At 64.6% G+C, this 24431-nt stretch carries 22 protein-coding genes; 8 read left to right on the top strand and 14 right to left on the bottom strand.

Features of this window, described 5'->3' with window-relative positions; genetic code table 11:
* Positions 1-182 precede the first annotated feature (182 nt).
* Positions 183-1745: a GGDEF domain-containing protein gene (locus RCH21_RS03750; protein WP_326963253.1), complete on the top strand. Its 1563-nt coding sequence runs from the start codon at positions 183-185 to the stop codon at positions 1743-1745.
* Positions 1746-1840: 95 nt separating this feature from the next.
* Here RCH21_RS03750 and RCH21_RS03745 read toward each other — a convergent pair whose 3' ends face one another.
* Both RCH21_RS03745 and RCH21_RS03740 read right to left on the bottom strand, forming a co-directional pair.
* A complete protein-coding gene (locus RCH21_RS03745) occupies positions 1841-2605 on the bottom strand; it encodes a MerR family transcriptional regulator (RefSeq protein WP_326963252.1) in 765 nt (254 codons plus the stop codon).
* A gap of 144 nt (positions 2606-2749) precedes the next feature.
* Positions 2750-3013 (bottom strand): hypothetical protein, encoded by a 264-nt coding sequence (locus RCH21_RS03740; protein ID WP_182977074.1) that lies wholly within the window; start codon positions 3011-3013, stop codon positions 2750-2752.
* A 157-nt stretch (positions 3014-3170) separates the two neighbouring features.
* Here RCH21_RS03740 and RCH21_RS03735 point away from each other — a divergent pair, with 157 nt between their 5' ends.
* The gene (locus RCH21_RS03735) at positions 3171-3593 is read left to right on the top strand and encodes a helix-turn-helix domain-containing protein (protein ID WP_326963251.1); all 423 of its coding nucleotides are present in this window, start codon (positions 3171-3173) and stop codon (positions 3591-3593) included.
* 19 nt (positions 3594-3612) lie between these two features.
* Here RCH21_RS03735 and RCH21_RS03730 read toward each other — a convergent pair whose 3' ends face one another.
* Complete coding sequence (locus RCH21_RS03730; protein ID WP_326963250.1) at positions 3613-4839, bottom strand: PucR family transcriptional regulator; 1227 nt, start codon at positions 4837-4839, stop codon at positions 3613-3615.
* A gap of 266 nt (positions 4840-5105) precedes the next feature.
* Between RCH21_RS03730 and ald the strand changes: the two genes are divergently transcribed.
* Positions 5106-6218 (top strand): alanine dehydrogenase, encoded by a 1113-nt coding sequence (gene ald, locus RCH21_RS03725; RefSeq protein WP_326963249.1) that lies wholly within the window; start codon positions 5106-5108, stop codon positions 6216-6218.
* A gap of 468 nt (positions 6219-6686) precedes the next feature.
* Here the strand turns inward: ald and RCH21_RS03720 are convergent, their stop codons facing one another.
* Complete coding sequence (locus RCH21_RS03720) at positions 6687-7058, bottom strand: hypothetical protein (protein ID WP_326963248.1); 372 nt, start codon at positions 7056-7058, stop codon at positions 6687-6689.
* 783 nt (positions 7059-7841) lie between these two features.
* On the opposite strand from RCH21_RS03720, the gene RCH21_RS03715 reads away from it, so the two are divergent.
* The 3 genes from RCH21_RS03715 to RCH21_RS03705 all read left to right on the top strand — a co-directional run bounded on the left by RCH21_RS03715 (position 7842) and on the right by RCH21_RS03705 (position 10853).
* Positions 7842-8702, top strand: coding sequence for a sigma factor-like helix-turn-helix DNA-binding protein (locus RCH21_RS03715; protein WP_326963247.1), 861 nt, complete (start codon positions 7842-7844; stop codon positions 8700-8702).
* Between the two features lie 99 nt (positions 8703-8801).
* Entirely contained in the window at positions 8802-9038 is a 237-nt protein-coding gene (locus tag RCH21_RS03710) for a hypothetical protein (protein ID WP_326963246.1), read from the top strand.
* 216 nt (positions 9039-9254) lie between these two features.
* Positions 9255-10853, top strand: a complete 1599-nt coding sequence (locus tag RCH21_RS03705; protein WP_326963245.1) for an alkaline phosphatase D family protein — start codon at positions 9255-9257, stop codon at positions 10851-10853.
* A gap of 114 nt (positions 10854-10967) precedes the next feature.
* On the opposite strand, the gene RCH21_RS03700 is transcribed toward RCH21_RS03705, so the two are convergent.
* Positions 10968-12317 carry an aminopeptidase C gene (locus RCH21_RS03700; protein WP_326963244.1) on the bottom strand — a complete coding sequence of 450 codons (1350 nt, stop codon included), beginning with the start codon at positions 12315-12317 and terminating at the stop codon, positions 10968-10970.
* A gap of 531 nt (positions 12318-12848) precedes the next feature.
* On the opposite strand from RCH21_RS03700, the gene RCH21_RS03695 reads away from it, so the two are divergent.
* On the top strand, positions 12849-14222 hold the full coding sequence (locus tag RCH21_RS03695) for a DNA-binding protein (protein WP_326963243.1): 1374 nt from the start codon (positions 12849-12851) through the stop codon (positions 14220-14222).
* Between the two features lie 304 nt (positions 14223-14526).
* Here the strand turns inward: RCH21_RS03695 and RCH21_RS03690 are convergent, their stop codons facing one another.
* The 8 genes from RCH21_RS03690 to RCH21_RS03655 all read right to left on the bottom strand — a co-directional run bounded on the left by RCH21_RS03690 (position 14527) and on the right by RCH21_RS03655 (position 20544).
* A complete protein-coding gene (locus RCH21_RS03690; RefSeq protein ID WP_120150210.1) occupies positions 14527-15084 on the bottom strand; it encodes a manganese efflux pump in 558 nt (185 codons plus the stop codon).
* Complete coding sequence (gene pqqE / locus RCH21_RS03685) at positions 15084-16262, bottom strand: pyrroloquinoline quinone biosynthesis protein PqqE (protein ID WP_120150212.1); 1179 nt, start codon at positions 16260-16262, stop codon at positions 15084-15086. Before pqqE ends, RCH21_RS03690 begins: the two co-directional genes overlap by 1 nt.
* Complete coding sequence (gene pqqD, locus RCH21_RS03680) at positions 16255-16533, bottom strand: pyrroloquinoline quinone biosynthesis peptide chaperone PqqD (RefSeq protein WP_120150213.1); 279 nt, start codon at positions 16531-16533, stop codon at positions 16255-16257. Before pqqD ends, pqqE begins: the two co-directional genes overlap by 8 nt.
* On the bottom strand, positions 16520-17212 hold the full coding sequence (gene pqqC / locus RCH21_RS03675; protein WP_120150215.1) for a pyrroloquinoline-quinone synthase PqqC: 693 nt from the start codon (positions 17210-17212) through the stop codon (positions 16520-16522). Before pqqC ends, pqqD begins: the two co-directional genes overlap by 14 nt.
* A 9-nt stretch (positions 17213-17221) precedes the next feature.
* Complete coding sequence (pqqB, locus tag RCH21_RS03670) at positions 17222-18118, bottom strand: pyrroloquinoline quinone biosynthesis protein PqqB (RefSeq protein WP_326963242.1); 897 nt, start codon at positions 18116-18118, stop codon at positions 17222-17224.
* 75 nt (positions 18119-18193) lie between these two features.
* Positions 18194-18289, bottom strand: a complete 96-nt coding sequence (gene pqqA / locus RCH21_RS03665) for a pyrroloquinoline quinone precursor peptide PqqA (protein ID WP_120150852.1) — start codon at positions 18287-18289, stop codon at positions 18194-18196.
* Positions 18290-18366: 77 nt separating this feature from the next.
* The gene (locus RCH21_RS03660; RefSeq protein ID WP_120150853.1) at positions 18367-20052 is read right to left on the bottom strand and encodes a PQQ-dependent dehydrogenase, methanol/ethanol family; all 1686 of its coding nucleotides are present in this window, start codon (positions 20050-20052) and stop codon (positions 18367-18369) included.
* A gap of 15 nt (positions 20053-20067) precedes the next feature.
* Positions 20068-20544, bottom strand: coding sequence for an MSMEG_3727 family PQQ-associated protein (locus tag RCH21_RS03655; protein WP_220725991.1), 477 nt, complete (start codon positions 20542-20544; stop codon positions 20068-20070).
* A 782-nt stretch (positions 20545-21326) separates the two neighbouring features.
* Here RCH21_RS03655 and RCH21_RS03650 point away from each other — a divergent pair.
* Positions 21327-21731, top strand: a complete 405-nt coding sequence (locus tag RCH21_RS03650; protein ID WP_326963241.1) for a GlcG/HbpS family heme-binding protein — start codon at positions 21327-21329, stop codon at positions 21729-21731.
* Positions 21732-22013: 282 nt separating this feature from the next.
* Here RCH21_RS03650 and katG read toward each other — a convergent pair whose 3' ends face one another.
* A complete protein-coding gene (gene katG, locus RCH21_RS03645; RefSeq protein WP_326963240.1) occupies positions 22014-24248 on the bottom strand; it encodes a catalase/peroxidase HPI in 2235 nt (744 codons plus the stop codon).
* Positions 24249-24431 lie beyond the last annotated feature (183 nt).

Genomic DNA, 24431 nt, shown 5'->3' with positions numbered 1-24431 from the left:
CGATCCCTTCCCGGCCTCCATCAGGCACCGATCCGATACCAGCGGCACGGCTCCCAAGCCTTGAGCCGGCCGTCCCGACACGGGACACTGGTCATGCCAGTCCCTTCGGCATGTCAGCGCACACCGTGGTCTCACCCAAACCGATTCGTCGGACGTCGCTGCCCCGACTACTTGGAGCGCCCATGCTGAATGACGACATCGTGACGGAGAGCGGTTCGCTGCGCCTGGCGCAGGAGCGTGACCTGATCACCGCCCTCGAGGGAATAGAGATCAGCGCGGACCTCGCGCTCGCTGTGATCGAGGCAGCGGACGTCCGGGCGTTCGCGGAGGCGCTCGGTCGGCTCGACGTCGCCTTCTGGGCCGAGGTCACCGGACTCGACGCCCTGGCGCGGATTGAGGGAGCACCGGGGGCACGTACGCGAGGACAGGAGATCCTCGACTGGGCGACCGAGCAGGGTGATGCCCGCCTGGCCAGTCGCTGTCATGCCCTGATCGCCATGATGGATCTCCTCGCAGGGCATTCCGGGTCAGGCGCTGAACAGGCGACCATCGCCGTGACACTCCTCGACGGTTCGGAGCTGCCGCGCCTGCGGGCGAAGCTGCTGACGCGGCAGGCCATCGGCTTGCTGGGCGCGGGTCTCCTCCAGCACGGATTCGCCGTGTCACGGCGAGCGCTGGCTCTCGCCGAACACCTGGACGACAATGATCTCCTGGCACAGCTCGCTTCCAATGCCTTCCATGCGGCACTCGACGAGGCCATGCCGGAGGAGGCGACGTTCTGGCTGGAGCGGCTCCAGGCCGTGATAGCCGCCTCTCCTGAGCTCGAGACGGAGTTGGGAGACGTGCTCGCGCGCGGTCACCTCGCAGCCCACCGCCCCTGGGATGCCCTCGACGTCCTGCAGCGTTCGGACGAAGCCGACACCGCGACGTCCCAGCCGGAGACGAAGGCCTACCGGATGCTCCTTCTCGCTCAGGCCCATCATGGAGTCGGTGACCTGGCTTCCGCACGGAGCGCACTCGACCGGGCGGAGCATCTCACCGCGCGCCACGCGCTCGAGGAAGTGGCTTCGATGATCCTCGAGGAGCGCGCTGCCGTGGCCGCGTCCGCGGCCGATTTCCGTCTTGCCTACGAACTGCACCGGCAGTTCCACCACACCGCCAGGACGCGCTGGATCGAAGCGCGACGTTCACAGGTGGACCATCTGTTCGCCGAGCAGAACGTGACGGAGGCCATCGAGAGGGCCGAGCAGGCGGAGGCCGCCGTCGCCGTCGATCCACTCACCAAGGTACGCAACCGACGTTGGGTCGAGGACTCACTTCCCGAGGTGGTCCGCAGATGGCAGACCGGCGGAAGATGGACGGGTTCGCTGGCGATCCTCGACCTGGACCACTTCAAGCAGGTCAACGATCGCTACGGGCACCCGGCGGGGGACGACGTCCTCGTCGCCGTCGCCGGGTGCCTGGAACAGGGCTCGGGCGTCAGGTACGTTGCCCGCATCGGCGGTGAGGAGTTCCTGCTGGTCCTGGAGCAGCAGGCTGACCAGCAGGAAGTAGCGGGCGGCGTCCTGTCCTCCCTGCGCAGCCTCGAATGGCCCCACATACACCTCGGGCTGCATCTCACCGCGAGCATCGGCTTCGCGGACTGCACACCGGGGGCGTCATCGGCGGACCTTCTGCGGGAGGCGGACCGGAATCTGTACAGGGCGAAGCGGGCCGGCAGGGACCGGGCGGTCGGCCCCTGGTAGTCCGGGGTGCTCTCCGCCAAGGCAGCTCGACCCGCCCCACCTATCGGCCCCCGCATGCGAACCCCGTGGAACCGACGCTGACGGGACCGGGGTGGTCAGTCCCGTTGCACGAGCCACTCCCCGAGCGCCGCGCGCACCAGTTCGGCACCACCCTTGCCGCCGTAATGCGCGGCGAAGCGCGGGTCCGCCACGTACATGTCACCGAGACCGCGAAGGTACTCCTCCGACAGGGAGCCGTCCTGTTCGCGGGGAACCCCCGGAACATCCGACAGCCAGGCGATGTGGCGCTCGGCGAGACGCTGGGCCTCCTCGCTATCAGGCGACGCGCCCCTCGATGCGGCGGCGATCCAGCGGGCGGTGAGGTCTGCCACGTCCCGCTGGAATTCCGCCCGCTCGTCGTCGCTCTTGCCGCGCCACCACGAGTTGCCCTGCCCATAGGCGTCCTGCCCCCACCGATCCACCACCTCCCGCTCGTAGCGCGTGTGGTCGAATCCGCTGAACATCCTCTCCGGCATGGGTTCATCTCCTCGCTCGAGGGCCTCCACCGTGGTGAGGACCGCACTGATCTGCAGGTCGAGCCGTTGCTGCTCGCCGCGGAGGTGGTCGAGGTGGGCCCGCAGGGCCGACGCAGGGCTGTCGCTGCGCCCGTCGTCGATCACGTCCCGGATGACCGGCAGCGGCAGTCCCAGCGACCTCAGCAACAGGATGCGCTGGAGCCTCACAAGGGCCGCGGAGTCGTAGTACCGGTATCCGTTCGCCCCGATGCGGGTCGCGTCCAGCAGACCGATGTCGCCATAGTGGCGCAGTGTCCGGCTCGTGGTTCCGGCCAGCCGGGCAACAGCCGCGATGGGATGGTCCACCTCGTCCTCCTCCGTCCGCCGCACGGGAGGCGCCGGTACCTACAACGGTAGGAATTGACGCACGGTCAAGGTCAAGTCCCCTGGTTGCTGGTTGCGCCCTGCGCATCGATCAGGGAGGGTGACGAGGTCCCACCCGTCCGGCGATCAGCTGTACCAGAACCACTGCGGCGGGCGCCACGAGGCCGGGACTATGTGCGCATTGAACGTGCCACATTCGGAGCAGCTGTAACTGGCGCTCGCAGGAATGAGATCCGTGGAATGCTCCGCCTGCCGAGCGGGGACGAACTCCTCGAAGATCAGGTACTCATCGGTGCGGCACTGGGGGCAGGAGGGTGATTCGCCCGTGTCCGCGAGTGGAAGGGATGAGCTGCTGGTGTGCAGGCTTCGCCCGTGGTGGATTGTTGTCATGAGATGCACCATTCCCGTCTTGCAACCGACGCTGGGTGCAAGGAGTGAGGGTATTTGTACCTCGAATATAGACTCCCGCCACGCATTGCGGAAGGACCCGTCTCGTGCTGCCCGCGGCCATGCGGCCGGATTCCTACCGGCTGGCACAATGGGCCACATGACCGCCAGGGCTCCGAGATCCGCAGCAGCACTGCCTCCCGAGCAGGCTGCACCCATGCGCCGCGCCCTCGGGCAGAGTGCCGACGTCACCGTCTTCGTGGACGGCACCGCCCACCGCCTCCCCGCGGAGGCGCAGGCAGCCGTCGTCGACCTCCTCTCCCGCCTGTCCGACGGCGACGCCGTACAGGTGACCTCCGTGGCTGAACTGCTCACCACCTCGCAGGCGGCCGAGCTCGCCGGGATCTCCCACAGCTACCTGCGCAAGCTCACCGATGCCGGCACCCTGCCGGTCGAGTACCGCGGTTCGCACCGGCGTATCCGCCGGGCCGACGTCGAGGACTGGTTGCGGAGCCAGCTCCGCCGCAAGGAGCTGTCCGCGGTCACTGATGTGACCGGCTCCCCGGATCAGCCGCACTCCTGAGCGCACTCCTCGACGCCGGTCAGGCCCGCTCGAAGCGGGGCCGCGACCGCCACCGATCGGCCTTGAGTGCGAGGTGCAACTCGAGCCGCACCATGCCCGCGAGCGGATCGACGCCGATGATGGAGCGGATCCTCGTGAGCCGGTTGTATACGCTGCTGCGGTGGAGGTGCAGCTGGGTGGCGACGTCCTGCACCGAACCGTTCTTGTCGTACAGCAGCTCGAGGACAGGCAGGAGTTCGCCGAGCCGGTCGGCCTCGCTCAATTCCGCGAAGTGAATACTGCCGAGGGCGGGAGCCTGCCAGCCGACGGCGCCCAGGAACTGGTAGACGCCGATATCGGCGTACGAGCATGGCACGCCCAGTTGCGGATCGACGGCGACCGCCTGCACCGTGTGCTGCGCCTGCAGCAGTGCCCCTGCCAGCGCCCGGGGATCGGCGGCCGGCTCGCTCAGCCCGAGGACGGATCGACCTGCGAGCCGGCCGGCACGTTTCGCCACCTCGGCCCGGTACCTGTCGAGGACCTGATGCAGGGCATTGCGTCCGACCTCGGCGTGGCACAGCAGGACCGAGAACTCCGCGGCACCGGCACTGAAGAGGACGGGTGCGACGCCGACCGTCGCCTGGAGCGCGAGCGTGCGCTGAAGGAGCGCGGCCTCGTTGGGATCGGCGTCTCCTGACGGTGCGGCCTCCGGCAGTTCGTGGACCACCGCCACACGCCACGGACCGTTCCCTGCCAGTTCCCGCCACCCACGGAGCTCCTCGACGGCTGTGGCAACACCGTGGCACGCCGCGAGGAAGGTTGCCTCGCGCTGCGTCCGCCGCTCGGACGACGCCGTGTCCGTCTCGAGGAGCAGTTCTGCGAGACGATCGATGGCCGGCCGCACCGCGGGCAGCGCGGCGAGGATGCCCTCGGCGGGATCCTCGTTGGACTGCTGCTGCACCCACAGGTACCCCACGCGGAAGCCCCGCACCAGCAGGGGCACGCATACCCGCCCGAGCATGCCTAGCTCCTCGTTGGCTGGAACGGCAACAGGGCGGACGGCCTGGCCGATCCCGTGGCGCAGCTGCCACTCGCTCACGTCCGCGGGGACCTTCTTGCTCAGGAGGAAATTGACCCGGACACGGTCCGCCGACGTCTGGTGGCTGCTGTAGGCGAGGAGGACGCCGTCGGGATCCTCGAGCGAGAGCCCGCGTTCGAGTCCCCGAGCTATGGATTCGACGACGTCCTCTATGACCTGGTTCTGCACAGCCCAAGAGTAAGCAGGTGGGACGCCTGGGCGACATCTGCCGCAACTCTGCTCGACATCTGTCGAGCGCGTCGCCGCGCATCGACGTGCTAGTGGCGCAGGTCACATGCGGCAACAGTCCCGGATCGACGGGCCTCCCAGCTCACGAGCTGATTACCGGTCCCGTTCAACTCCGTTCGAGCGACGAAAGGAGTGGAGCCGAGCAGGCACACGGTCCTTATTCTGGTTCTACCCCCGTCCGCCCCGATCGCAGCCTGGAGAATCCCATGATCATCGGCGTCCCCAAAGAAGTGAAGAACAACGAGTTCCGCGTCGCCATCACCGCGTCCGGCGTCCACGAGTTCAGGGCCCACGGCCACACCGTCCTGGTGGAGCGGGGAGCAGGCATCGGTTCGAGTATCACCGACGCCGCGTATGAGGCGGCGGGCGCGGAACTGGTCGATGCCGCGGACGAGGTCTGGGCGCGGGCGGACATGGTCATGAAGGTCAAGGAGCCGGTCCCCGCCGAGTACCACCGCTTCCGCGAGGGACTTATCCTCTTCACGTACCTCCACCTGGCCGCCGAGCCCGAGCTGACTCGTGCGTTGCTCGACTCCGGTGTTACGGCGATCGCCTACGAAACGGTGCAGGACGGCCGCTCGCTCCCCCTCCTGGCGCCGATGTCCGAGGTCGCGGGCCGGCTCTCCGTACAGGTCGGCGCCCAGGTGATGACCGCGCCCGCCGGCGGGCCCGGCCTGCTACTCGGCGGTGTCGCGGGTGTCCGTTCCGCCAAGGTCGTTGTTCTCGGCGCGGGTGTGGCGGGAACCAATGCGACGGCGATGGCTGTCGGCACGGGCGCGGACGTCACGATCCTCGACATCAACATCGCGCGGCTCCGGGAGATCGACGCCCTCTATGCCGGACGCGTGAAGACCGTCGCGTCGAACGCGCTCGAGATCGAGACGTCCGTCCTCGAGGCCGACCTCGTGATCGGGTCCGTGCTCATTCCCGGCGCACGTGCTCCCAAGCTCGTCACCAACGCCCTCGTGGCGCGCATGAAGCCCGGTAGCGTCCTCGTGGACATCGCGGTGGACCAGGGCGGCTGCTTCGAGGACTCGCGCGTCACCACCCACGAGGATCCGACGTTCACCGTGCACGGGTCGCTGTTCTACTGCGTGGGCAACATGCCCGGCGCGGTTCCCCACACGTCCACCTACGCCCTGACCAACGTCACCCTCCGCTACGCCGTCGCACTGGCCGACAAGGGCGTCCGCCGTGCATTCGAAGCCGATCCCGCGCTCGCGCGTGGCCTGAACGTCGCCTCGGGCAGGGTGGCCCACCACTCCGTGTCAGAGGCGCACGGGCTCGATCTTGCGGGTGACTGGTTGGCACTCGTCTAGTCGGGACGTAGGTGGGGATGTTCTTCACCGCGCCGCGACGGCCAGGAACGTGATGGGAACTTTGGGACCCGCCACTGCCGTGGTCCTGGTCCTGGTCCTGGAAGCGCCCGTACCATCGGAGGAGAAGTCCTCCGGTCCATGGACTTCCTCCTGTGCGGCCTTGGGACGGAGACCCTCGAGTTCACAGCAGCGGTTGCTCTTTTCATCAGCATCCGGGGGTGGTGATCGGGCCGAACCTCTCCCAGCAACGAATACAAGCGTCGGGTAGGGGCTGTCGGTCGCGAATGTTTATAGTTGGCCTGCTCACCCTCAGCCTCTAGCCTGAGGAGGTGTTCGTCCGATGAGAGCACAACACCGGACCGAGTATTCGGTGAGGTGGTGCCGGCGATCAGCACACACCGTCAAGGGTGTGTGCCAGGATCACCGGCGCCGCCGCCTCGTCATACCACTGCCGCGTTGGCCGCCGGACTATTCTGCTGTCGGTCGATGCAGCGGGGTCTTGCGCTGTGCGTAGTGATGCCCCGAAGAATCTGTGTAGACGTCGATGGAGCTGAAGGTGGCGTCTGCCAGGTCCTCGGCCGCGTCGTGGAGATGAATGACCGGTCGGGCTCCGTCGGTGCGGTCTGCTGGTCCCAGGAATGTCCGGGCAGCAGTATCGAGTCCGTCGAAGATCGAGGTACGGGCCCTCTTCTTCTCGGGTGTCCGTGGTTCCCATCCAGCGGGCTGCACCACGTCGAGCGGATCGGGTCCTGGCGGCCCGTCGACGCTGCTCGTCGTGGGTACGGAGGCTGTGGCGCGGTCACGGCTGGGCTGCTTGCGCTGATTGCGATAAATCTTCATCAGGCACCTGATTCTTTGTGGGTTGACATTCTACTCCTTGAACCCCCCGTCTTCCCCGGCACGTCCCCACCTCCGGAGAGAGACAACTGATTCCGTACCACCTGGACTCAGTGCCGGGCGTGATACAGGCGTACATCCATGACGTTTAGGTCCCTGATGGCGGCATGAAGGAGCACCTGCCTGTCCTCCAGGGCACTGCTGGACAGCCCGGATGAGAACCTGTCGTCCGGCGAGGACCCGCTGGGGTCACCGCTCGTCGTGCTGGTCCCGACAGCCAGGACCCGAACGACGTCGCTTGCAGGGGTCGCCCTGACGTCTCCTGGCGAAGTGCGCTCTTTCTGGCTTCGGGGGAATTCCTGGTCCTGTGAGTCGGGACGTGTCATCTCTCGTTCTCATCTCTGTGCTCGACGTGCCTGTGTCGCCTACCGCCCCGAAAGCGAGCCGCTCGGATGGAATCTGTTGATCGCCGGAAGCGGCGCCTGCGGGGCCGAGCCGGCGCCTACCGCTTCCCGGTGACGATCAGGTGCTTACAGTGTGCGCCTGCCAGCCAGGATTGCACCGTCGTCGTTGCGCGCTGGCACTGAGCCGGCACGCTCCCGCCATCGGGCAACGCTACTTGATTCGGTCGGTCATCGCCGCCGAGGTCATGACAGACGGTGCGGTCATGACAGACGGCGTGGTCGTGGGTTTGGTCCGCTACGAAGCAGCAGCTGCAGGTCGTCATCTGCTGGGGACAAGGAGCAGGGTCAACACGACGCGTGGTCGGGCATATGGTGTGTCTCTATGAGTTCGATCGAACAATTCAAGGTGGAGCGTGCGCGGCTCGTACGCCTGGCGGCCGGCCTGCTGGACGATCGGGCCGAAGGTGAAGACATGGTCCAGCAGGCCTGGTTGCGGTTCCACGGCAACGCGACCGTAATCGACAATGTGCCCGCCTGGCTGACCGTGGTCACCACCCGCTTGTGCCTGGACCGTCTTCGGTCGAAGGTTCCGCAGCCGATTGAACCGACGGATCAGGCTGATTCGGGTGTCGAAGGGGATCCAGCGGATCAGGTGGTCCTGGCGGACACCGTCGGTGTCGCATTGCAGGTTGTCCTCGAACGCCTGTCGCCCACCGAGCGGGTGGCATTCGTATTGCACGACACCTTCGGCGTCGACTTCGGCACTATCGCAGCTACCCTCTCTGTCTCATCGGCTGCCGCTCGCAAGCTGGCTTCACGAGCGCGTACGAAAGTCGGGACTGCGACAGCAGAGGGCACTGCTGCTGACTGGCAGGTGGTCGATGCATTCCTTGCAGCTGCTCGAGGCGGCAACTTCGCGCGGCTTCTCCACCTCCTCGCACCAGGTGTTGTCGTCACCGCGGACGCCGAGGCCATCGCAGCTGGTACTCCTGCGCGGGTCGAGGGGCGGGAGGAGGTCGCCGCGATGTTCGACGGTGCCGCCAAAGCCGCGCTGCCCGTATTCCTGGAGGGTCGCCCTGGTGCCGCCTGGTTCCAGCATGGACAGCCCCGCGTCGCCTTCGACTTCACGGTCGCCCGTGGTGTGGTGCACGCCATCACCTTCCGTGCCCAGCAGGACGTGTTGGCATCACTGACACGACGAGTCGCCGCACAGGGCAGAGAGTCCCCCAGTCCGCACCACTGATGATCGGTGGTCACATTTCCGACCTCCTACTCGTCATAAGGGTGGGACTCGCACCGAATCCTTCACCATTCGATCGCACCACATGAAAAGGACCCGACGATGAGAACCATGACCTGCAAGCAGCTCGGTGGTCCCTGCGAGCTCGTGCTTCGCGGCGATTCTGCCGATGACGTCATCAAGGCCCAGGACCGGCACCTCAAGGATTCCGTCAGGTCCGGGGACACGACGCATCAGGACGCCCTCGAGGCGATGAAGAACCGATGGAGGAATCCGGTCAAGGGCATGGGCTGGTACCGCGATACCAAGAAGGCCTTTGCGGCGCTTCCGGAAGCCTGACCTGCCCGGCCTCACCCACGGGGACGTCGACGAGGACTCGGGGGGCCGAGCGGACAGGTCGACGACCCGTTCGCACCCGCCCTGATCAAGCCGTGCAGGCTATCCCAGGACGCTCGCCGTGGGCTCTGCCGGTGCCGATAGCGTGCGACAAGCAGTTCATCGGTTATTCACATGGGCAACAGGTGAGGATCGGAGCGCCGTGCCTAGGCTCGAAACATGGCAACCACCTCACGCAGATCACTGATCAGTGCCGGCCTCGGTGCCGGCGTCATCGTCGCCCTACCCGGTGCTGCTGTCGCTGTCGCCAGCGTGCCCACCGTCCGGGACTCGGGCGTCCGCACGGATCCGTTCACGCTCGGCATCGCCTCGGGAGAACCGTCTTCGGACGGTTTCGTACTGTGGACCCGTCTCGCCGTCGACCCCCTTGCGGAGAACGGTCTTGGTGGGATGCCCTCCCGCCCGGTCGCAGTGGCTTGGGAGGTCGCCGAGGACGCCCGGATGACGAAGGTGGTGGCCCGCGGCGTCGAACAAGCAAGCCTCGAGAACGCCCACTCGGTGCACGTCGAGTTGGCCGGCCTCCGAGCAGGCAGAGAATATTTCTATCGCTTTCGAACAGGGCGCCACATCAGCGTGACGGGTCGGACCCTGACCAGCCCTGGCGCAGGTGAAACACCTGGTGCCCTGGCGATGGCATTCGCCAGTTGCGCGCAGTACGAGCACGGCTATTTCACCGGCTACCGGCACCTCGCGGAGGACCATCCGGATCTCGTCCTGCATCTGGGCGACTACCTGTATGAATACCGCAAGAACGACTACGTCATCAGCGGAGGTAACCCCCGCGATCACGAGGGTCCTGAGACCGTCACTCTTGAGGGCTACCGGCAGCGCCACGCGCAGTACAAGTCCGACGTCGACCTGCAGGCGGCGCACGCGATCGCGCCCTGGCTGGTGGTGTGGGATGACCATGAGGTGGATAACAACTGGGCGGACGACATTCCCGAGAACCTCGATGCAGCACAGCAGAACGACACCCTCGATCGCTTTCGTATGCGCCGAGCGGCAGCGTTCAAGGCCTACTACGAGAACATGCCACTACGCGCTTCGTCCGTACCGTCTGGCCCGGACATGAAGATATTCCGCACCATTCAGTGGGGACAGCTGGCGGCCTTCCACATGATGGATACCCGTCAGTACCGTGACGATCAGCTTGCGGGCGATGGCTTCAGGAAGAACGTGGCTGGGCGTCTCGAGGAGAACCGCACCATGACGGGTATCGAGCAGGAGAAATGGCTCCTGGACGGCTTCAGGAACTCCCCCCAGCGCTGCGACATCCTCGGACAGCAGGTTTTCTTCACCGAGCGCGACCGCGACCAGGCACCGGAGATCGACGACGTCTCGATGGACGGCTGGGACGGCTATGCAGCATCGAGGCGCCGCATCACCCAGGGCTGGGTGGACGCGAAAGTGCGCAACGCCGTCGTCCTCACCGGCGATGTGCACCGCAACTGGGCAAACGACGTCAAGGTGGACTACAAGGATCCGGAGTCGTCGATAGTCGGCACCGAACTCGTCAGTACCTCTATAACGTCCACGGGAAACGGCACCGGGTCGACGACGGACCCCGTCATGGCGTGGAATCCGCACCTCAAGTTCTACAACGACCAACGGGGCTACGTGAACACCCGGATCACTCCGGACTCCATGACCGCTGACTTCCGGGTGCTGGACTACGTCACCGCGCCCGGCTCCCCCATCAGTACCAAGGCGTCATTCCGCATCGACGACGGAGCCCCCGGACTTCAGGTACGCAACTAGGCTGCTCCGGGCTGCGGCATTCCCGGCTGTCCACCATGTCCCGTTCCCCATCTGTCGCGAGGTCTACGATCGCCGACCTCGCGACGGGTGGGGTACTGCTCTGCTTCGGGTGCCCTAGGCCAGTGCTCCCATGGGGTCCCAGGCCGGCAACACTGTGGGTTCGGCGTCCAGCGCCTGCCGCAGCTCCGGGGACAGCCGCGACTTGTCGACCACGACTTCGAAGACGTATTCGTCGAACCAGTTGTCTGCCATGGTGAAGAAACCCTGGTCGCCGGCTTCCTCGCCCCAGCTGTTCTCCACCCGCCAACGGCGCGTTTCGCCGTCGAGCACGTCGACGCCGGTCAGGAGCATGGCGTGGGTCATGGCTGATTCGCCGAAGCGGACACGCGATTCCTTGTCCGTAGCCAGTTCGACATCATAAAGCCCGGCGTAGTCGTAAAGTCGGGCATCCCAGATGCCGTCCTGACGCACCATGTGTGGCCCCGTATCGCAGCCGAACCAGACCGGTTCGCCATCCAGGATGGCATCCCTGGCCAACCGCTTGGCCAGGCCGATGTCCACGTTGAGATATAGCACCGGTTCCGCGTCGACCACATTGCCCAGGTGCTCAACGGTCAAGGTGGTTCCCTTCGGGTGCTCCGTCCGAGGGTCGTCGACCAGGCAGACGTAGTCCTCGAGGTCGATGGTGGTGTATTTGGCCAGGAATTGTTGTGGCGTCAGGGTGCCCTCTCGATGGAAGGACTTAGCATCGTCGGTGTATTGCCATTCGAAGGCGGACGGCGGGGTGCCCAGGTGGAGCGTGAGGATCCGGTGGACCTCAGCGATGATGCGGGCCCTCGTCTGTTCCTGCCCTGCGGTGTCACCGTCGTGGCGGAGCTGGCGCAGCTCCTGCGCCCCACGGCGCAGGAGGGTACGCAGGACGCGGTTCATGCGGCCCGTGTTGGACGAGGACTCGGTTTCCGGCATCACCGATTTCGGCACGGCGCCGTATTTGCGGAAGATGTTCACCGCCATGTTCCACTGGCCGCCGTCGCCCAGGACGCTCTGCAGCAGGAACTGCACCAGACGGTCGTCCTCGCCGCGCTCCGCGGTTTCCAGGATGGACTCCAGGAAGTAGTTGGCGCGCTCCAGCTTGTCGAAATACATGGCGTAGTTCTGGGAGAACTCGAACTCCTTCACGCCCAGAGTCTGCTTTGCGCCGACTCGCAGAAGGTTCAGTGCCGCAAAGAGCCAGCAGCGGCCGGACTTCTTCTGGTGGGTGACCTTCCAGTCGTCGATGCGGTTCGAGACGGGGGCGGAAAGGGCTGTTGCCAACTGGTGGTCGATGGCGAGCTCATCGACGCTGACACGCACAATGGCATTCTGTTTGTGCTTCAGCGCGGGATCCGCAGCGAAGGACTCGTGCAGGGCCGTGAGTTGCCCCGCGGTCAGGGACGCGACCGTAAGGTCCAGCGAAGTAGTCATCGTACCGTTCTATCCCGATTGCCGCACGGGCACAATCCCCCTCCGGCCATTGGCCAGAGACTACCGCTGGCGGCAAGATGCCGGGCAGGGCGGTAGAAGAGGCAATGGCGCGACATCTCCTCCACGATCCAAGGAGTACCGCATTGCGCATGCCTTGTTCTCAGTACTGATTCTCGAGCTTCTCAGCGAACCAATGCTGAGAACAAGCCACTGGGGATGACCGGAAGCACTGGTTTCTTGTCGGGCCCTCGCCTCACCCGAAAGCAGAAGGACCTCGCCGAACCGTCCGCGTCATGTCCTTGCCAAAATCGTCGTTCGGAAATACGATCTCTGATAATTCAGCGAAACGCCTTCGTTGGATGCATTGCGGGAATCTTCGCTGCGCCGCCCGGCTCTAGCATCGGGCCTGGAAGCAACGTGACCCGGCGATGCCCGCCCGTGGCCCCTGTTCTGGCTTGCCGGGTAGTCCGTGCGATTCAATGATGAGCCATAGGGCGGTTTCCCATTTCAGGTGATCAACGACTTCAGCCGGTGTTCCGCAACTCTGCAGAGGCCGATGTGCACGGGGCGTGGGAGCGTTTCGTGCGGGGCGAGGACGATATCTACGGTGTGCGGCCGGAAGTGGCAATTTCCTGGCAGCGGTCCCGGGATCAATACCGTGTGGATCCGTTCCTGTCCGAGGTGCCTAACGCTGTCTCCCAGGTCACGCACTCCCTGGATCAGGATGTCGTCTTCGCGGAGCTGGGTTTCTGTGCTGCCGCGATGGCACAGGAGGTGGCCGACGCCGGAGGCGTCGTGACCATCGCCGACGCCAATGGCAGGGTCCTGTCGGCCTGGGGTGATAAGGCCACCAGGTCGATCGCCACCGCCGGCGGCCTCGCACCCTGGTTCTGTTGGTCCGAAAGTGCGGTCGGCACGAACAGTATGGGCACCGCACTGACAGCTCACCGGGCGGTGATGATCAAGCAGTCCGAACACTGGTGCCAAGCCTTCCACGACTGGTCCTGCGGGGCGATCGCGATACGCGACCTGGTCAGCAGGGCGCCGCTGGCCGTCCTGAACATCTCGAGTTGGCGCAAGGACCTACCCCTCTCGGCGAAGAGGTGGCTGGAGAAGTCCGCTGCCCACACCCAGAACAGTCTGCGTAAGCGCGCCCAGGACAGCGGCGGCGAACTGCTCGCCGCTTATGCCCAGGCTCGGGGCACGTCGAACAGGCCCCTGGTCGCTGTCGACACGGCAGGATCGGTCGTGATCGCCGACGACACCGCCAGCGTCATGCTGGGCGTACCGGCCAATATGCCCGCCGTCGACCCGGTGATCCGGTGGACCCCGCAACTTCCCACCCTCATTCATGCCGCTCGCTATGCCACCAAACGGTCCACCTCGGACCCGGGGTGGACCGGCTCGACGCAGATCTTCACCCCCCTGGCCGACCAACCATCACCGATCGGGATCCGCCCGGTCTTCCTGCACAGCTACCTGATCGGACACCTGATCTCCTTCGGCGTCTCCGACGGCGAGCAGTTCCCGCGCACCGAAACAGGCACCGTCATGCCGGGAAAGGCCCGTCGGATCGTGGCAATGCGCGAAGAGAACCGGATGGTGCTCCTAGGAACAGCAGAGGTCGCCGTGGCCGAATCCGACGGCAACCAGGTATGGCTGCACACCGACCAGGGCCGACTACCAGCGGCCCTGTCCGGCCTGGACAAACTCGAGAACGACCTTGCCGACACCGGCGGCTTCCTGCGGGTACACCGCCAATATCTGGTCAACCTCAGCCGCGTCCGGGAAGTCGAACGCCGCGACAAAGGCGAACTCCTCCTCGTCATGGACGACCCCGACAACACCCTGATCCCGGTATCCCGACGAAACACCCCAGCAGTACGCCGCGCACTGAACATCTGAACCCCACCCGACACCCGAGCATGACCGCGTCACCCACCGTAGCCGTGATGGTCGTGCGCGATCCAAGCTCCACTCCACGGTTGCTGTCCTTGCGCAGAATCTCCTCAGTGTTGGTGCACTTCGCAGGAGCAGTACATGTTTCGGCACGTGTAGCACGCGGGCATCGTCTTGCAGCGCGGACACGGTTGGCAATCGACCGGCTCTAGGTGCCGGTCAGCATTCGTCGCTGAGTAGGGCTCCCCGCAGTGGTAGCACGGCGGCCGCATCTTGTCTTTCTCCACGTCGCTCATGTCGATATCCGGCATCAGAAGTCAGCCACGCCCGCGACCACCAGGCCGGCCATCAGCAGGAACGCGATCCCGGTCAACAGATCCGTACGTATGCGGGGGATGAAGTTGGCGATGGTGCGGCCGATCTGGTGTCCGGCCAGCGACAGCACGAAGGTAGTGAAGGCGAACAGGAAGGGTGCAATCCAAGGAGAGAAGCCTGCGAGACCGAGGGCCGCGCCCGCCGCCAGGTTGTCGATCGCCAGCGGCACAGGCAACCAGCGCCTAGCCGTTTTCATATCCATGTCGGCATGATCGGGTGATCGAAGTGCCCTGATTGTAAGGAACAGGCCGTACCCGCCAAGACCCGCAACGGCGATCGCCTCGGCGGCATCGGCCATCCCGGTCGTAGACATCCTGGATCCCAGGTACCCGCCGCCAAGCATCCCGACGAGCGGTGCCATACCATCCCAGAAGGCGAAGATGGCGGATGTCTTGACGGACGTACGCCAGGACGGTTTGAGTCCCCCAAGGACGAGCGAAGTCCGGAAATTGTCCATACCCAGACCGAATCCGAGTGTCATCAGGGCGATCATTACGTCCCTTTCAATACGGTGCGGGACAGCTGGACCGGCGTGCCGGCCGTCTTTCCCGGCGTCGCTCCGACTGCCCGCTTCGTGCGGCCTACCTTCGCGCGAGGAATCAGCGGGCCGTCCTTCGGCCGCTGTGGGTCGTTGGCCGCCGCAACCGCCGCCTCCACCAGCCCGTGATCGGGAGAGAGGTGACACACCGGGTCAGTGCGGGCGGCGTCACCGGTGAGGGCGAAGGCCTGGCAGCGACAGCCGCCGAAGTCGATCTCCTTGCGGTCACAGCTACGGCAGGGGTCCGGCATCCACGCGTCACCGCGGTACTGCTGAAACAGTGGGGACTCAGTCCAGATCCACTCCAGCGAGTGCTCCCGCACGGTGGCAGGGGGCAGATTGAGGCCGCGAGCCAGCTCATGGGCGGCCGGGCACGGCAACGCCTCACCGTTGGGCACCACGGTGAACTGGCGACTGGCCCAGCCGTCCATGCAGGGCTTGGGGTACTTGCTGTAGTAGTCGGGGATGACGTAGATGATGTCGATCCGGTCCCCGATCCGCTCCCGGGCTGCCTGCACCACCGCTTCCGCACCCTCCAGCTGGTCTCTGGTCGGCAGCAACTCGGCCTGGTTGGGGCCCGCCCAGCCGGCATACTGCGTGTTCGCCAGCTCCACACGGTCAGCCTCCATCGCCTCCGCCATGTCGAGGATGCCGCCGATGCGGTCGATGTTCTGACGGTGTAGTACGACGTTGAGGGTGAGTGGCCAGCCCAGCTTCTTGATGAGCCCCGCGGCCACCCGCTTGCGCTCGAACGAGGAAGTGACGGCAATTTGGTCCGACAAGGCCTGGTCATCGGCCTGGATGCTGAGCTGCACGTGGTCGAGACCGGCTGCGCGGAGTTGTTCCGCGCGACGGGTGGATAGGCCGAGCCCACTGGTGATCAGGTTGGTGTACAGACCCAACTGGTTGGCGTGCTGCACCAACTCGACGATGTCGTGGCGCTGCAGCGGCTCGCCGCCCGAGAGGTGCAGCTGAAGCACGCCCAGGTCGGCGGCTTCGGAGAATACCCGCTTCCACTCCTCGGTACTCAGCTCGTCGCGATAGTCGTCGAGCTGGAGAGGATTGGAGCAGTAGCCGCACTGCAATGGACAGGAGTACGTGAGCTCTGCGAGCAGTCCGTATGGCTTATCCATGGTCTACCTCCATGCCGTGCTTCGTGACGAGATCGGCCACGAAGCGTTGAACGTCGCCGTCGGCGACCTGGTCGTATCGGCCGCGCAGCTCGGCCCCGATTTCTGCGATAGTCCGCTGCGAGTCGCATAACTCCACGATTGCAGCGCCGGTGGCATTGATGACCCAGACCGTCTCGGGTGAGAGCAGCGCGTGTTCTCCGCGTGCGGCGTTGAAGACCATCCGTACGTGCGGAGCCAGCCGTGGTCGGGCAGTCGGGTCAGTGATGTCCATAGCCCTGCTCCATGGCATCGAGCATGCTCCACAGCACGTCGCACTTGAATGATAGCGCCGCCACCGCGGCTGCCTGCGTCTCCGGGGTCACGCAGTGCTTGCGGACGATCTCGAGACCGTGCTCCGAGTCGCGGGGGGCCTGGGTGAGGCGGGACCGGAAGTAAGCGAGACCCTCCGGATCGATCCAGGTGTAGTAGCGTTCGAATGCCGCGAGCCGGTTTGCCATCAGGTTGGGTGCGAACAACTCGGTCAGCGAGGACGCAACGGCTTCCACCCACGGCTTGGTACGCGTGAAGGTGACATAGGCGTCGACGGCGAATCGCACACCGGGGAGCAGGTGCCGTGAGTCCTCGACCTCTGCACGGGTCAAGCCGACGGCCTCGCTCAGGCGCAGCCAGGACTCGATTCCGCCGGTTCCCTCGGTGGTACCGTCGTGGTCTATGACGCGCTGGACCCAGCGGCGCCGTACCTCACGGTCAGGGCAGCTGCTGAGGATCGCCCCGTCCTTCCGGGGAATGTTCACCTGATAGTAGAAGCGATTGGCCACCCACCCTCGGATCTCCTCCCGGCTGGACTCTCCATCATTCATCCGACGATGGAAGGGATGCTCGCTGTGGTACTGCTTGGCGTGCGCGCGGAGCGTCTCCTCGAGTTCATCGGGTGTGAGTACTACCGTCATCGTTGCTCCTTAGATTTCAATTTCCAGCCCGTCCACGGCGACCTCCAGGCCATGGCGATGGAGGTCCATCCGTTCCGGCGAATCGTCGAGCAAGATCGGATTGGTGTTGTTGATGTGAGTATAAATTTTGCGATCGATGGGTAACGGCGACAGCAACTCAAGGCTGCCGCCCGGCCCACTGATAGGTACATGTCCCATGTCCCGCGAGGTCTTGCTGGCCAGGCCGAGGCTGGGCATCTCGTCATCATGCCAGCAGGTGCCATCAACCAATAAGGCGGAGGAACCTGTCAACTCCTCCAGGAGGTCGGGCGTGAGTTGCTGGACGCACGGGAGGTAGACCAGGCTTCGACCGCTGGTGGTGTCGGTGACGCGGTAACCCACGACCCGGCCTTCCGACGCGGCCCCGGGGAAGCGCATCCGCTTTTCGGTGGGGACATCGAACGCGGAGTACGAGAGCCCCTCCCCCAACAGCACCTCGGCGCCAGGGATCACGGGTCGCCACGTGACCGGACAGTACGCCTCGAGCGTCCGCAAGATCCCGGTTCCGGTGGAAAGTGTCTCGTAGACCGACTCCGTTGCGTGAACCTCGAGTCCGCGGCCCTCCCGCATCAGGAGCAGTCCGAGGGTGTGATCGAGTTCCGCGTCAGTGAGCAGCACGGCCTGCAGACGGCCCACACTCCCATCGTCGGGATGTAGTCCTGGAAAGGACTCGATCTGTGACTGGATGTCTGGTGAGGCGTTGATGAGGAACCATTGCTGGCGGTCGTTCGAGCTTATCGCGATGGATGATTGGGAGCGCGGGGTGCAGGGGCGTGAGCCGTTTCGTACGGCTCGGCACTGGGGGCAAGCGCAGTTCCATTGCGGGAACCCGCCGCCGGCGGCTGATCCCAGTACGCGTACCCACATGTGCGATGACACCCTTTGTGTTGTGTGGTTGGTGGGGTGCCGGGCCGTGGTGGCCCGGCACCTCACCGTGTTGTGTTACTTGGTGGCGACGTAGGCGGTTACCTCGGACGACACGCGGATTTCTTTGAGGGTGGGGGATTCCCACTTCTGCAGGTTGTTATGTGCGGTCATGTTCTGTTTTCCTTTCGTTCTCTGATCGGGTCCCTGGCTGGGTCCCGGTATGGTCCCTTGATGGGTGTGGGTGGGGTTCAGCTGGGCAGGGCGAAAGCGATCAGCGCGCTGCCGTGGCCGGCGGCGAGCATTCCGGGGATGATGCCTTCGAGCCATCCGCCCCAGCCCACGGGAACAACGACGTACTGCTTGCCGTCGACGCTGTAGGTCGAGGAGCTGCCGTGGTGGCCGCTGCCACACTGGAATTCCCAGAGCTTCTCGCCGGTTCGGGCGTCGAGAGCGACGAACTCACCGGTCGGGGTGCCTGCGAAGACCAGGTCGCCTGCTGTGGCGAGCACGGACGCGGCCATGGGGTAATCGATACGCCAGCGCCACTTCTCCTCGCCGTGGCTATCGAACGCACTGACCGATCCGGCCATGTCGTCGATGTCCACTGCGACACCAGCACCCCAGTACGGCATGCCTTCCTTGAACTCGCGGCGGCGGCGAGTCGCGGTAGCACCGACGTCGGCTACTGGCACGTAGAACAGTTCGGTCTTCGGGCTGTATGCCGCGTGCGTCCATTCCTTCGCGCCGGCCGGGCCGGGGTAGAAGTGAACTGGCTCGCCTTCCTTGTCCGGGTACTTACGGGGAGTGACCTTCCCGTCCCGGGTGATGACTCCCCAGTCGATCCGGTCCACGAAGGGAGTGACGTGCTGCAGTTCACCGTTGGTGCGGTCCAGCACGAAGAAGTAACCGTTTTTATCGAAGTGGCCCAGCAATTTCTTGCCATCGCGCTCGAACAGGGTCATCTCCATCGTGGAGTCGTAGTCCCACAGATCGTGCGGAGTGAACTGGTAGTGCCACTTGATCTCACCTGAGTCGACGTCCAGCGCAACGACGCTGTCGGTGTAGAGGTTGTCTCCCTCTCGGACCTCGCCGTCGAAGTCAGGTGCCGGGTTACCGGTGCCCGCGTAGTACAGGTTCGTCTCCGGGTCATAGGTTCCGCTCACCCAGTGGTTCGCACCGCCGCGCTGCCAGGCCTCGCCGTCAGCGGGCCAGGTCTCCGAACCCGGCTCGCCGGGCTTGGGCACGGTGTACGTGCGCCAGCGCTGCTCGCCGGTCTCCAGGTCCCACGCGTCAATGTGGCCGCGGACACCGAACTCGCCGCCGGCACTGCCGGTGATGAGCAGGTCCTTGATGACCGTCGGAGCCAGCGAAGCACTCTCTGCGGCGCGCACGTCGCCGATGGTCTTCTGCCACACCTTCTGGCCGTTGGTCGCATCAAGCGCCAGCAACTGGGCGTTCGGGGTCACGAAGTAGACCTTGCCGTTGGCCACCGCGCAACCGCGGTTGACGTTGCCGCAGCACAGCGAGACGTCATAGGGCACCGCGTGCTTGTAGCGCCACAGTTCCTTACCCGTCGCCGCCTCCAGGGCCCAGAAATGGCCATCCCAACCGGTGACATACATGACGCCATCGACGATCAGCGGGCAGGTCTCGAATGCGTAGGTCGACGCACCCGCGATCAGGCCTGTCTGCCCGGCCTGGAAAATCCAGGCTGGGGTGATCTGGCTGACGTTCTCGGCGTTGATCTGATCCAGCAGGCTGTACCGCTGCCCGTCATAGGCGCCGTAGTACGTGAGCCAGTTATGCGACTCCGAACGCGCATTCAGGAGACGTTCGTAATCAATGTTTTCCGTTACCGCGGGGGCGACACCGGGCACGGCGCTCAAAGCGCCATGGTCGATGGCCTGGCCGGCATCTATATATTCAATGGTCATTGGGTCAGTTCCTTCCTATGGTCGGGGCTGTGCAGGGCGATCCAGGCGGGCTTCCGGGGGCACTTCTCCCCGCACGACGATCGCAGCGGTCAGACCGCGGCCCTCGTCATTGCCTCCCGGCGAGCTGTACCAGTAATAGCCAGGACCATCCAGGGTGAGCGTCGCCTGACCCCTGGACCCATTGACCAACCAAAGGAACTTCTGGTCACCATTACTGGGCAGCAGGCAGGAGTGCGTGTTCGTGTCATCGTTGATGACCGTCAACTCGAGCTGACCGCCGTGCGGCAGGACCAAGATCGCCGGTTCCCAGGCAATCTCGTCCTCGTTGATCCGGATCGTGGCTTCCATCGTGCCATCGGGACGCTCCGTCGCCTCAGCGATAGAGCCGGTCGCCAAAATCCGACCCATGGTTCCTTTGTTCTGCACGTCCAAGCCAAGCCTGGCCAACATCTCGGACCGCTCTTCATTCATAACTTCTTCAGCAATAGCCACTGGACATCACCTCCTCGTGAAATCACACACGTATTAACCGAACTCCCTGCAAACCAAACCAGAGTCCACTGGCTCATGAGGGCCAGTTGAAAGACAACCGTAGAACCACCCCAACCCCACTACCAGACCCCACCGCAAGACCCCCCAACCACACCGCTCACCCCCCTCACTGTGCCGCTCGTCACACAAAACCCCCACACACCACCCCACACAGCACCGCCGGCGGTCGCCAACACAGGGGGCGCGATAACGCACCCTCGCTTGAGGTAAGCCGGCTTCTTGACCTTCTTGCATCTGGACTGTCGTCACTCCTGGCTGCTTCCGGTAAAGGCCCTGCGCGAGTACTGCTGCATGTCGCTTTTACTGGTTGCCACTTCCCTTGGATCCAGCTTGCCGGGGACTTGCCAACTGCAATCATTGAATGGTGTTCCAGGGACAAAAGGGCGCATGGCGGTCGAAATTGAAGACCGAAAGCGGATAGGTTCACGGCAGTTGCCGATGATGGGTCCAGGACATACTCTTCGAAGCGAACAAGAACCGCCTTACAAAGGTCTTGTCACCGATGGCCTGACTTAGAAACTCATTGCCGCCCGGGTTATCGAGGAAGCGCACAACTCATGCTCCTCGGTGGCACTCCGGCTAACCCGCAGTGCCACCACCCGATGCACGACCAACACGCAAGTAGCGCGACGCCGCCAATCTTCGCGTGCCTGCCCGTCAACCGTCCAGCAACTACGCGTCGGACGAACCCGCAGCACCACCTGATCAGAAGGAGAACCACCATGACACTGACCCTCACGGATGCTCGCACCATCATCGATGCAGCCGAGGCCAAAGCCTTGGAGATCCGCCAGCCCATGAACATCGCCGTGGTCGATGTCGGCGGCAACGTCATTTCCCACGTCCGGATGGACGGCGCCTGGCTCGGCGGCATCGACATCGCCATCAACAAGGCCTTCACCGCCAGGGCCTTCGACATACAGACCAAGGAACTGGGCGAGAACTCCCAGCCCGGCCAGCAGTACTACGGCATCGCCGCCAGCAATCACGGCCGGATCATCATCTTTGCCGGCGGTATCCCCATCACCCGTGGCGGCGAAGTGATCGGCGCCGTCGGCGTCAGCGGCGGCACCGGCGAACAGGACCAGGCCGTCGCCGAGGTCGGCGTCGAAGCTGCTTCCGAATAAGGACACTCCGACGGGTGCCCTGCCGCTACCACTGGGTCAGGGCGCCCGGCACGCGGAACAAATATCCGGTGAGTGAGCTGTACGGGATTTTGCGATCCTGTACAGCTCACTCAGGATAGACGTTTCCTGCAAGCCATCACACGATGGGCTGATCCCGGAGCGACCAGCCAGGAACGCAGTATGAACCTCGCTCGACACGGCAGGCAACGGCTGACCTCGCCATCGCCATGACGGGTGACATCGGCCGCCGGTAACCAGGCGTATGACAGGCAGAGACGACTGTCATCGGTCGAACCGGTCAAGATTCATGACCTTGTCCCAAGCAGACGCGAAGTCGCGGAGGAACTTCTCCTCGGCATTCCGGCTTGCATACACTTCCGCCAGCGCACGCAACTCGGAATTGTTCGCAAAGATAAGGTCTGTACGACTTGCAACCCAGCGGAACTCGTCGGTGTGCCGATCGCGACCCTCGTAGATTGCTTCCGCCGTTCCATCGACCGTCTTCGGTGCCCACATGGTGTCCATATCGAGCAGGTTGACGAAGAAATCATTGGTCAGTGAGCCCGGCGTCGAGGTGAGCACGCCGAGGGAAGATTGGTCATGGTTCGCACCGATAACGTGCAGACCGCCGAGCAACACTGCCATCTCGGGGCCACTCAGGGTCAGCTGGCTTGCACGCTCGACGAGTTGCACTTCGGACGGCATCCGGTTGGTCTTGCTCAGGTAACTGCGGAATGCGTCCGCAGTCGGTTCGAGCACTGCAAACCATCCGGGGTCGGTCCACTCCTGCGTCGCATCCGTGCGTCCCGGCCGGAACGGCACCTCGATGATATGACCGGCTCTGGCTGCGGCATGTTCGATCGCGGCGCACCCACCGAGCACGATCAGGTCGGCGAGCGAGATCTTCTTACCGGCACGCTGGGAATCGTTGAACTGTTCACGGATCTGCTCAAGCGTGCTCAACACTGTCACCAGCGCTTCAGGCTCGTTGACGGCCCAGCTTCGTTGCGGTTCGAGACGGATGCGCGCACCATTCGCCCCACCGCGCTTGTCGCTGTTTCGGAAGGTGGAAGCCGAAGCCCACGCCGTCGAGACCAGTTGCCCCACCGCCAGACCCGACTCGAGCAGTTCGCTCTTCAACGCAGCGATGTCGTCAGCATCGATGAGCTCGTGGTCGACGTCGGGCAGTGGATCCTGCCATAATAACGGCTCGGACGGGACGAGTGACCCCAGGTAGCGCTCGGCCGGGCCCATATCTATGTGCGTGAGCTTGAACCAAGCCCGAGCGAAGGCATCCGCCAACTGATCCGGATGCTCCAGAAAACGTCGTGCGATCGCTTCGTATGCCGGATCCTCCTGCAAAGCCAGGTCCGTCGTCAGCATCGTCGGGACATGCGTCTTGGACGGGTCGTGGGCATCAGGGACGGTGCCGGCACCGGCACCATTGCTAGGGATCCATTGCCATAGCCCGGCAGGGCTGAGTGCCACTTCCCACTCATAGGCGAACAGTGTCTCCAAAAAGCTGTTATCCCATGTGGTGGGAGTCGCTGTCCAAATCCCTTCGAGTCCGCTGCTGACGGCGTCGGCGCCCTTGCCCGTTCCGAAACTGTTCGACCAGCCCAGACCTTGGAGCTCGAGCGGTGCGGCGTCGGGTTCGGCCCCGAGGCTGGTGCCGGGATCGGCCGCTCCGTGGCTCTTGCCGAACGTATGCCCGCCCACATTCAACGCGACGGTCTCTTCGTCGTTCAATCCCATTCGACGGTACGTCTGACGGATATCGCGGGCGGAGGCCAACGGGTCGGGCACCGTCGCCGGGCCCTGTGGGTCGACGTAGATCAGTCCCATCTCGCTGGCCGCCAGGGGCTCCTCCAAATCACGGATGCCGCTGTGTCGCTCGTCGGTGAGCCACCTGGCTTCCGGTCCCCAGTAGGTGTCATCGGCCTCCCACGCATCTTCCCGGCCGCCGGCGAATCCGAACGTCTTGAAGCCCATCGTCTCCAGCGCACGGTTACCCGCGAAGACCATCAGGTCGGCCCATGAAATTTTGCCGCCGTGTTTCTGCTTCACCGGCCACAGGAGTCTGCGCGCCTTGTCCAGGTTGCGGTTGTCAGGCCATCCGTTCAAGGGGGCAAAGCGCTGCATCCCCGCTCCGGGACCTCCCCGACCGTCTCCGATCCGGTAGGTGCCGGCACTGTGCCAGGCCATCCGCAGCACAAGCGGTCCGTAGTGTCCGAAGTCGGCGGGCCACCAGTCCTGCGACGTCGTCAACACGCCGTCCACATCGCGTGCCAGCTCTTCGAGGTCGAGCGAGAGGAATTCCTTCGCGTAGTCGAAGTCCTCGCCCAGCGGATTGGCGGCGCGGATCGGTCGAGCCAACGACTTCAGGTCGAGCCTGTCGGGCGCCCCGGTCTGGGGCTTGCCGCTCGCCGCAGGCTGACCACGCCGGGTGGTCTTCCGGCGCGCGTTCACGGTCTGGTCGTATGTTTGGTGGACATAGGCGTCAGGATTCCCAGACATGGCTACTCCTTCAGCGAGCCTCTAAGGACTCTAAGTGTGACTGGGTGTCTGGTGGGGTGGCGATGAAAAACCATTGTTGTAAGCATTGTTGTGTTGTGTGGTTGGTGGGGTGCCGGGCCGTGGTGGCCCGGCACCTCACCGTGTTGTGTTACTTGGTGGCGACGTAGGCGGTTACCTCGGACG

It is taken from the genome of Arthrobacter sp. PL16 (genome assembly GCF_035985055.1).
Taxonomy (GTDB): domain Bacteria; phylum Actinomycetota; class Actinomycetes; order Actinomycetales; family Micrococcaceae; genus Arthrobacter_D; species Arthrobacter_D cheniae.
This window is presented reverse-complemented; position numbering and strand designations above follow the sequence as displayed.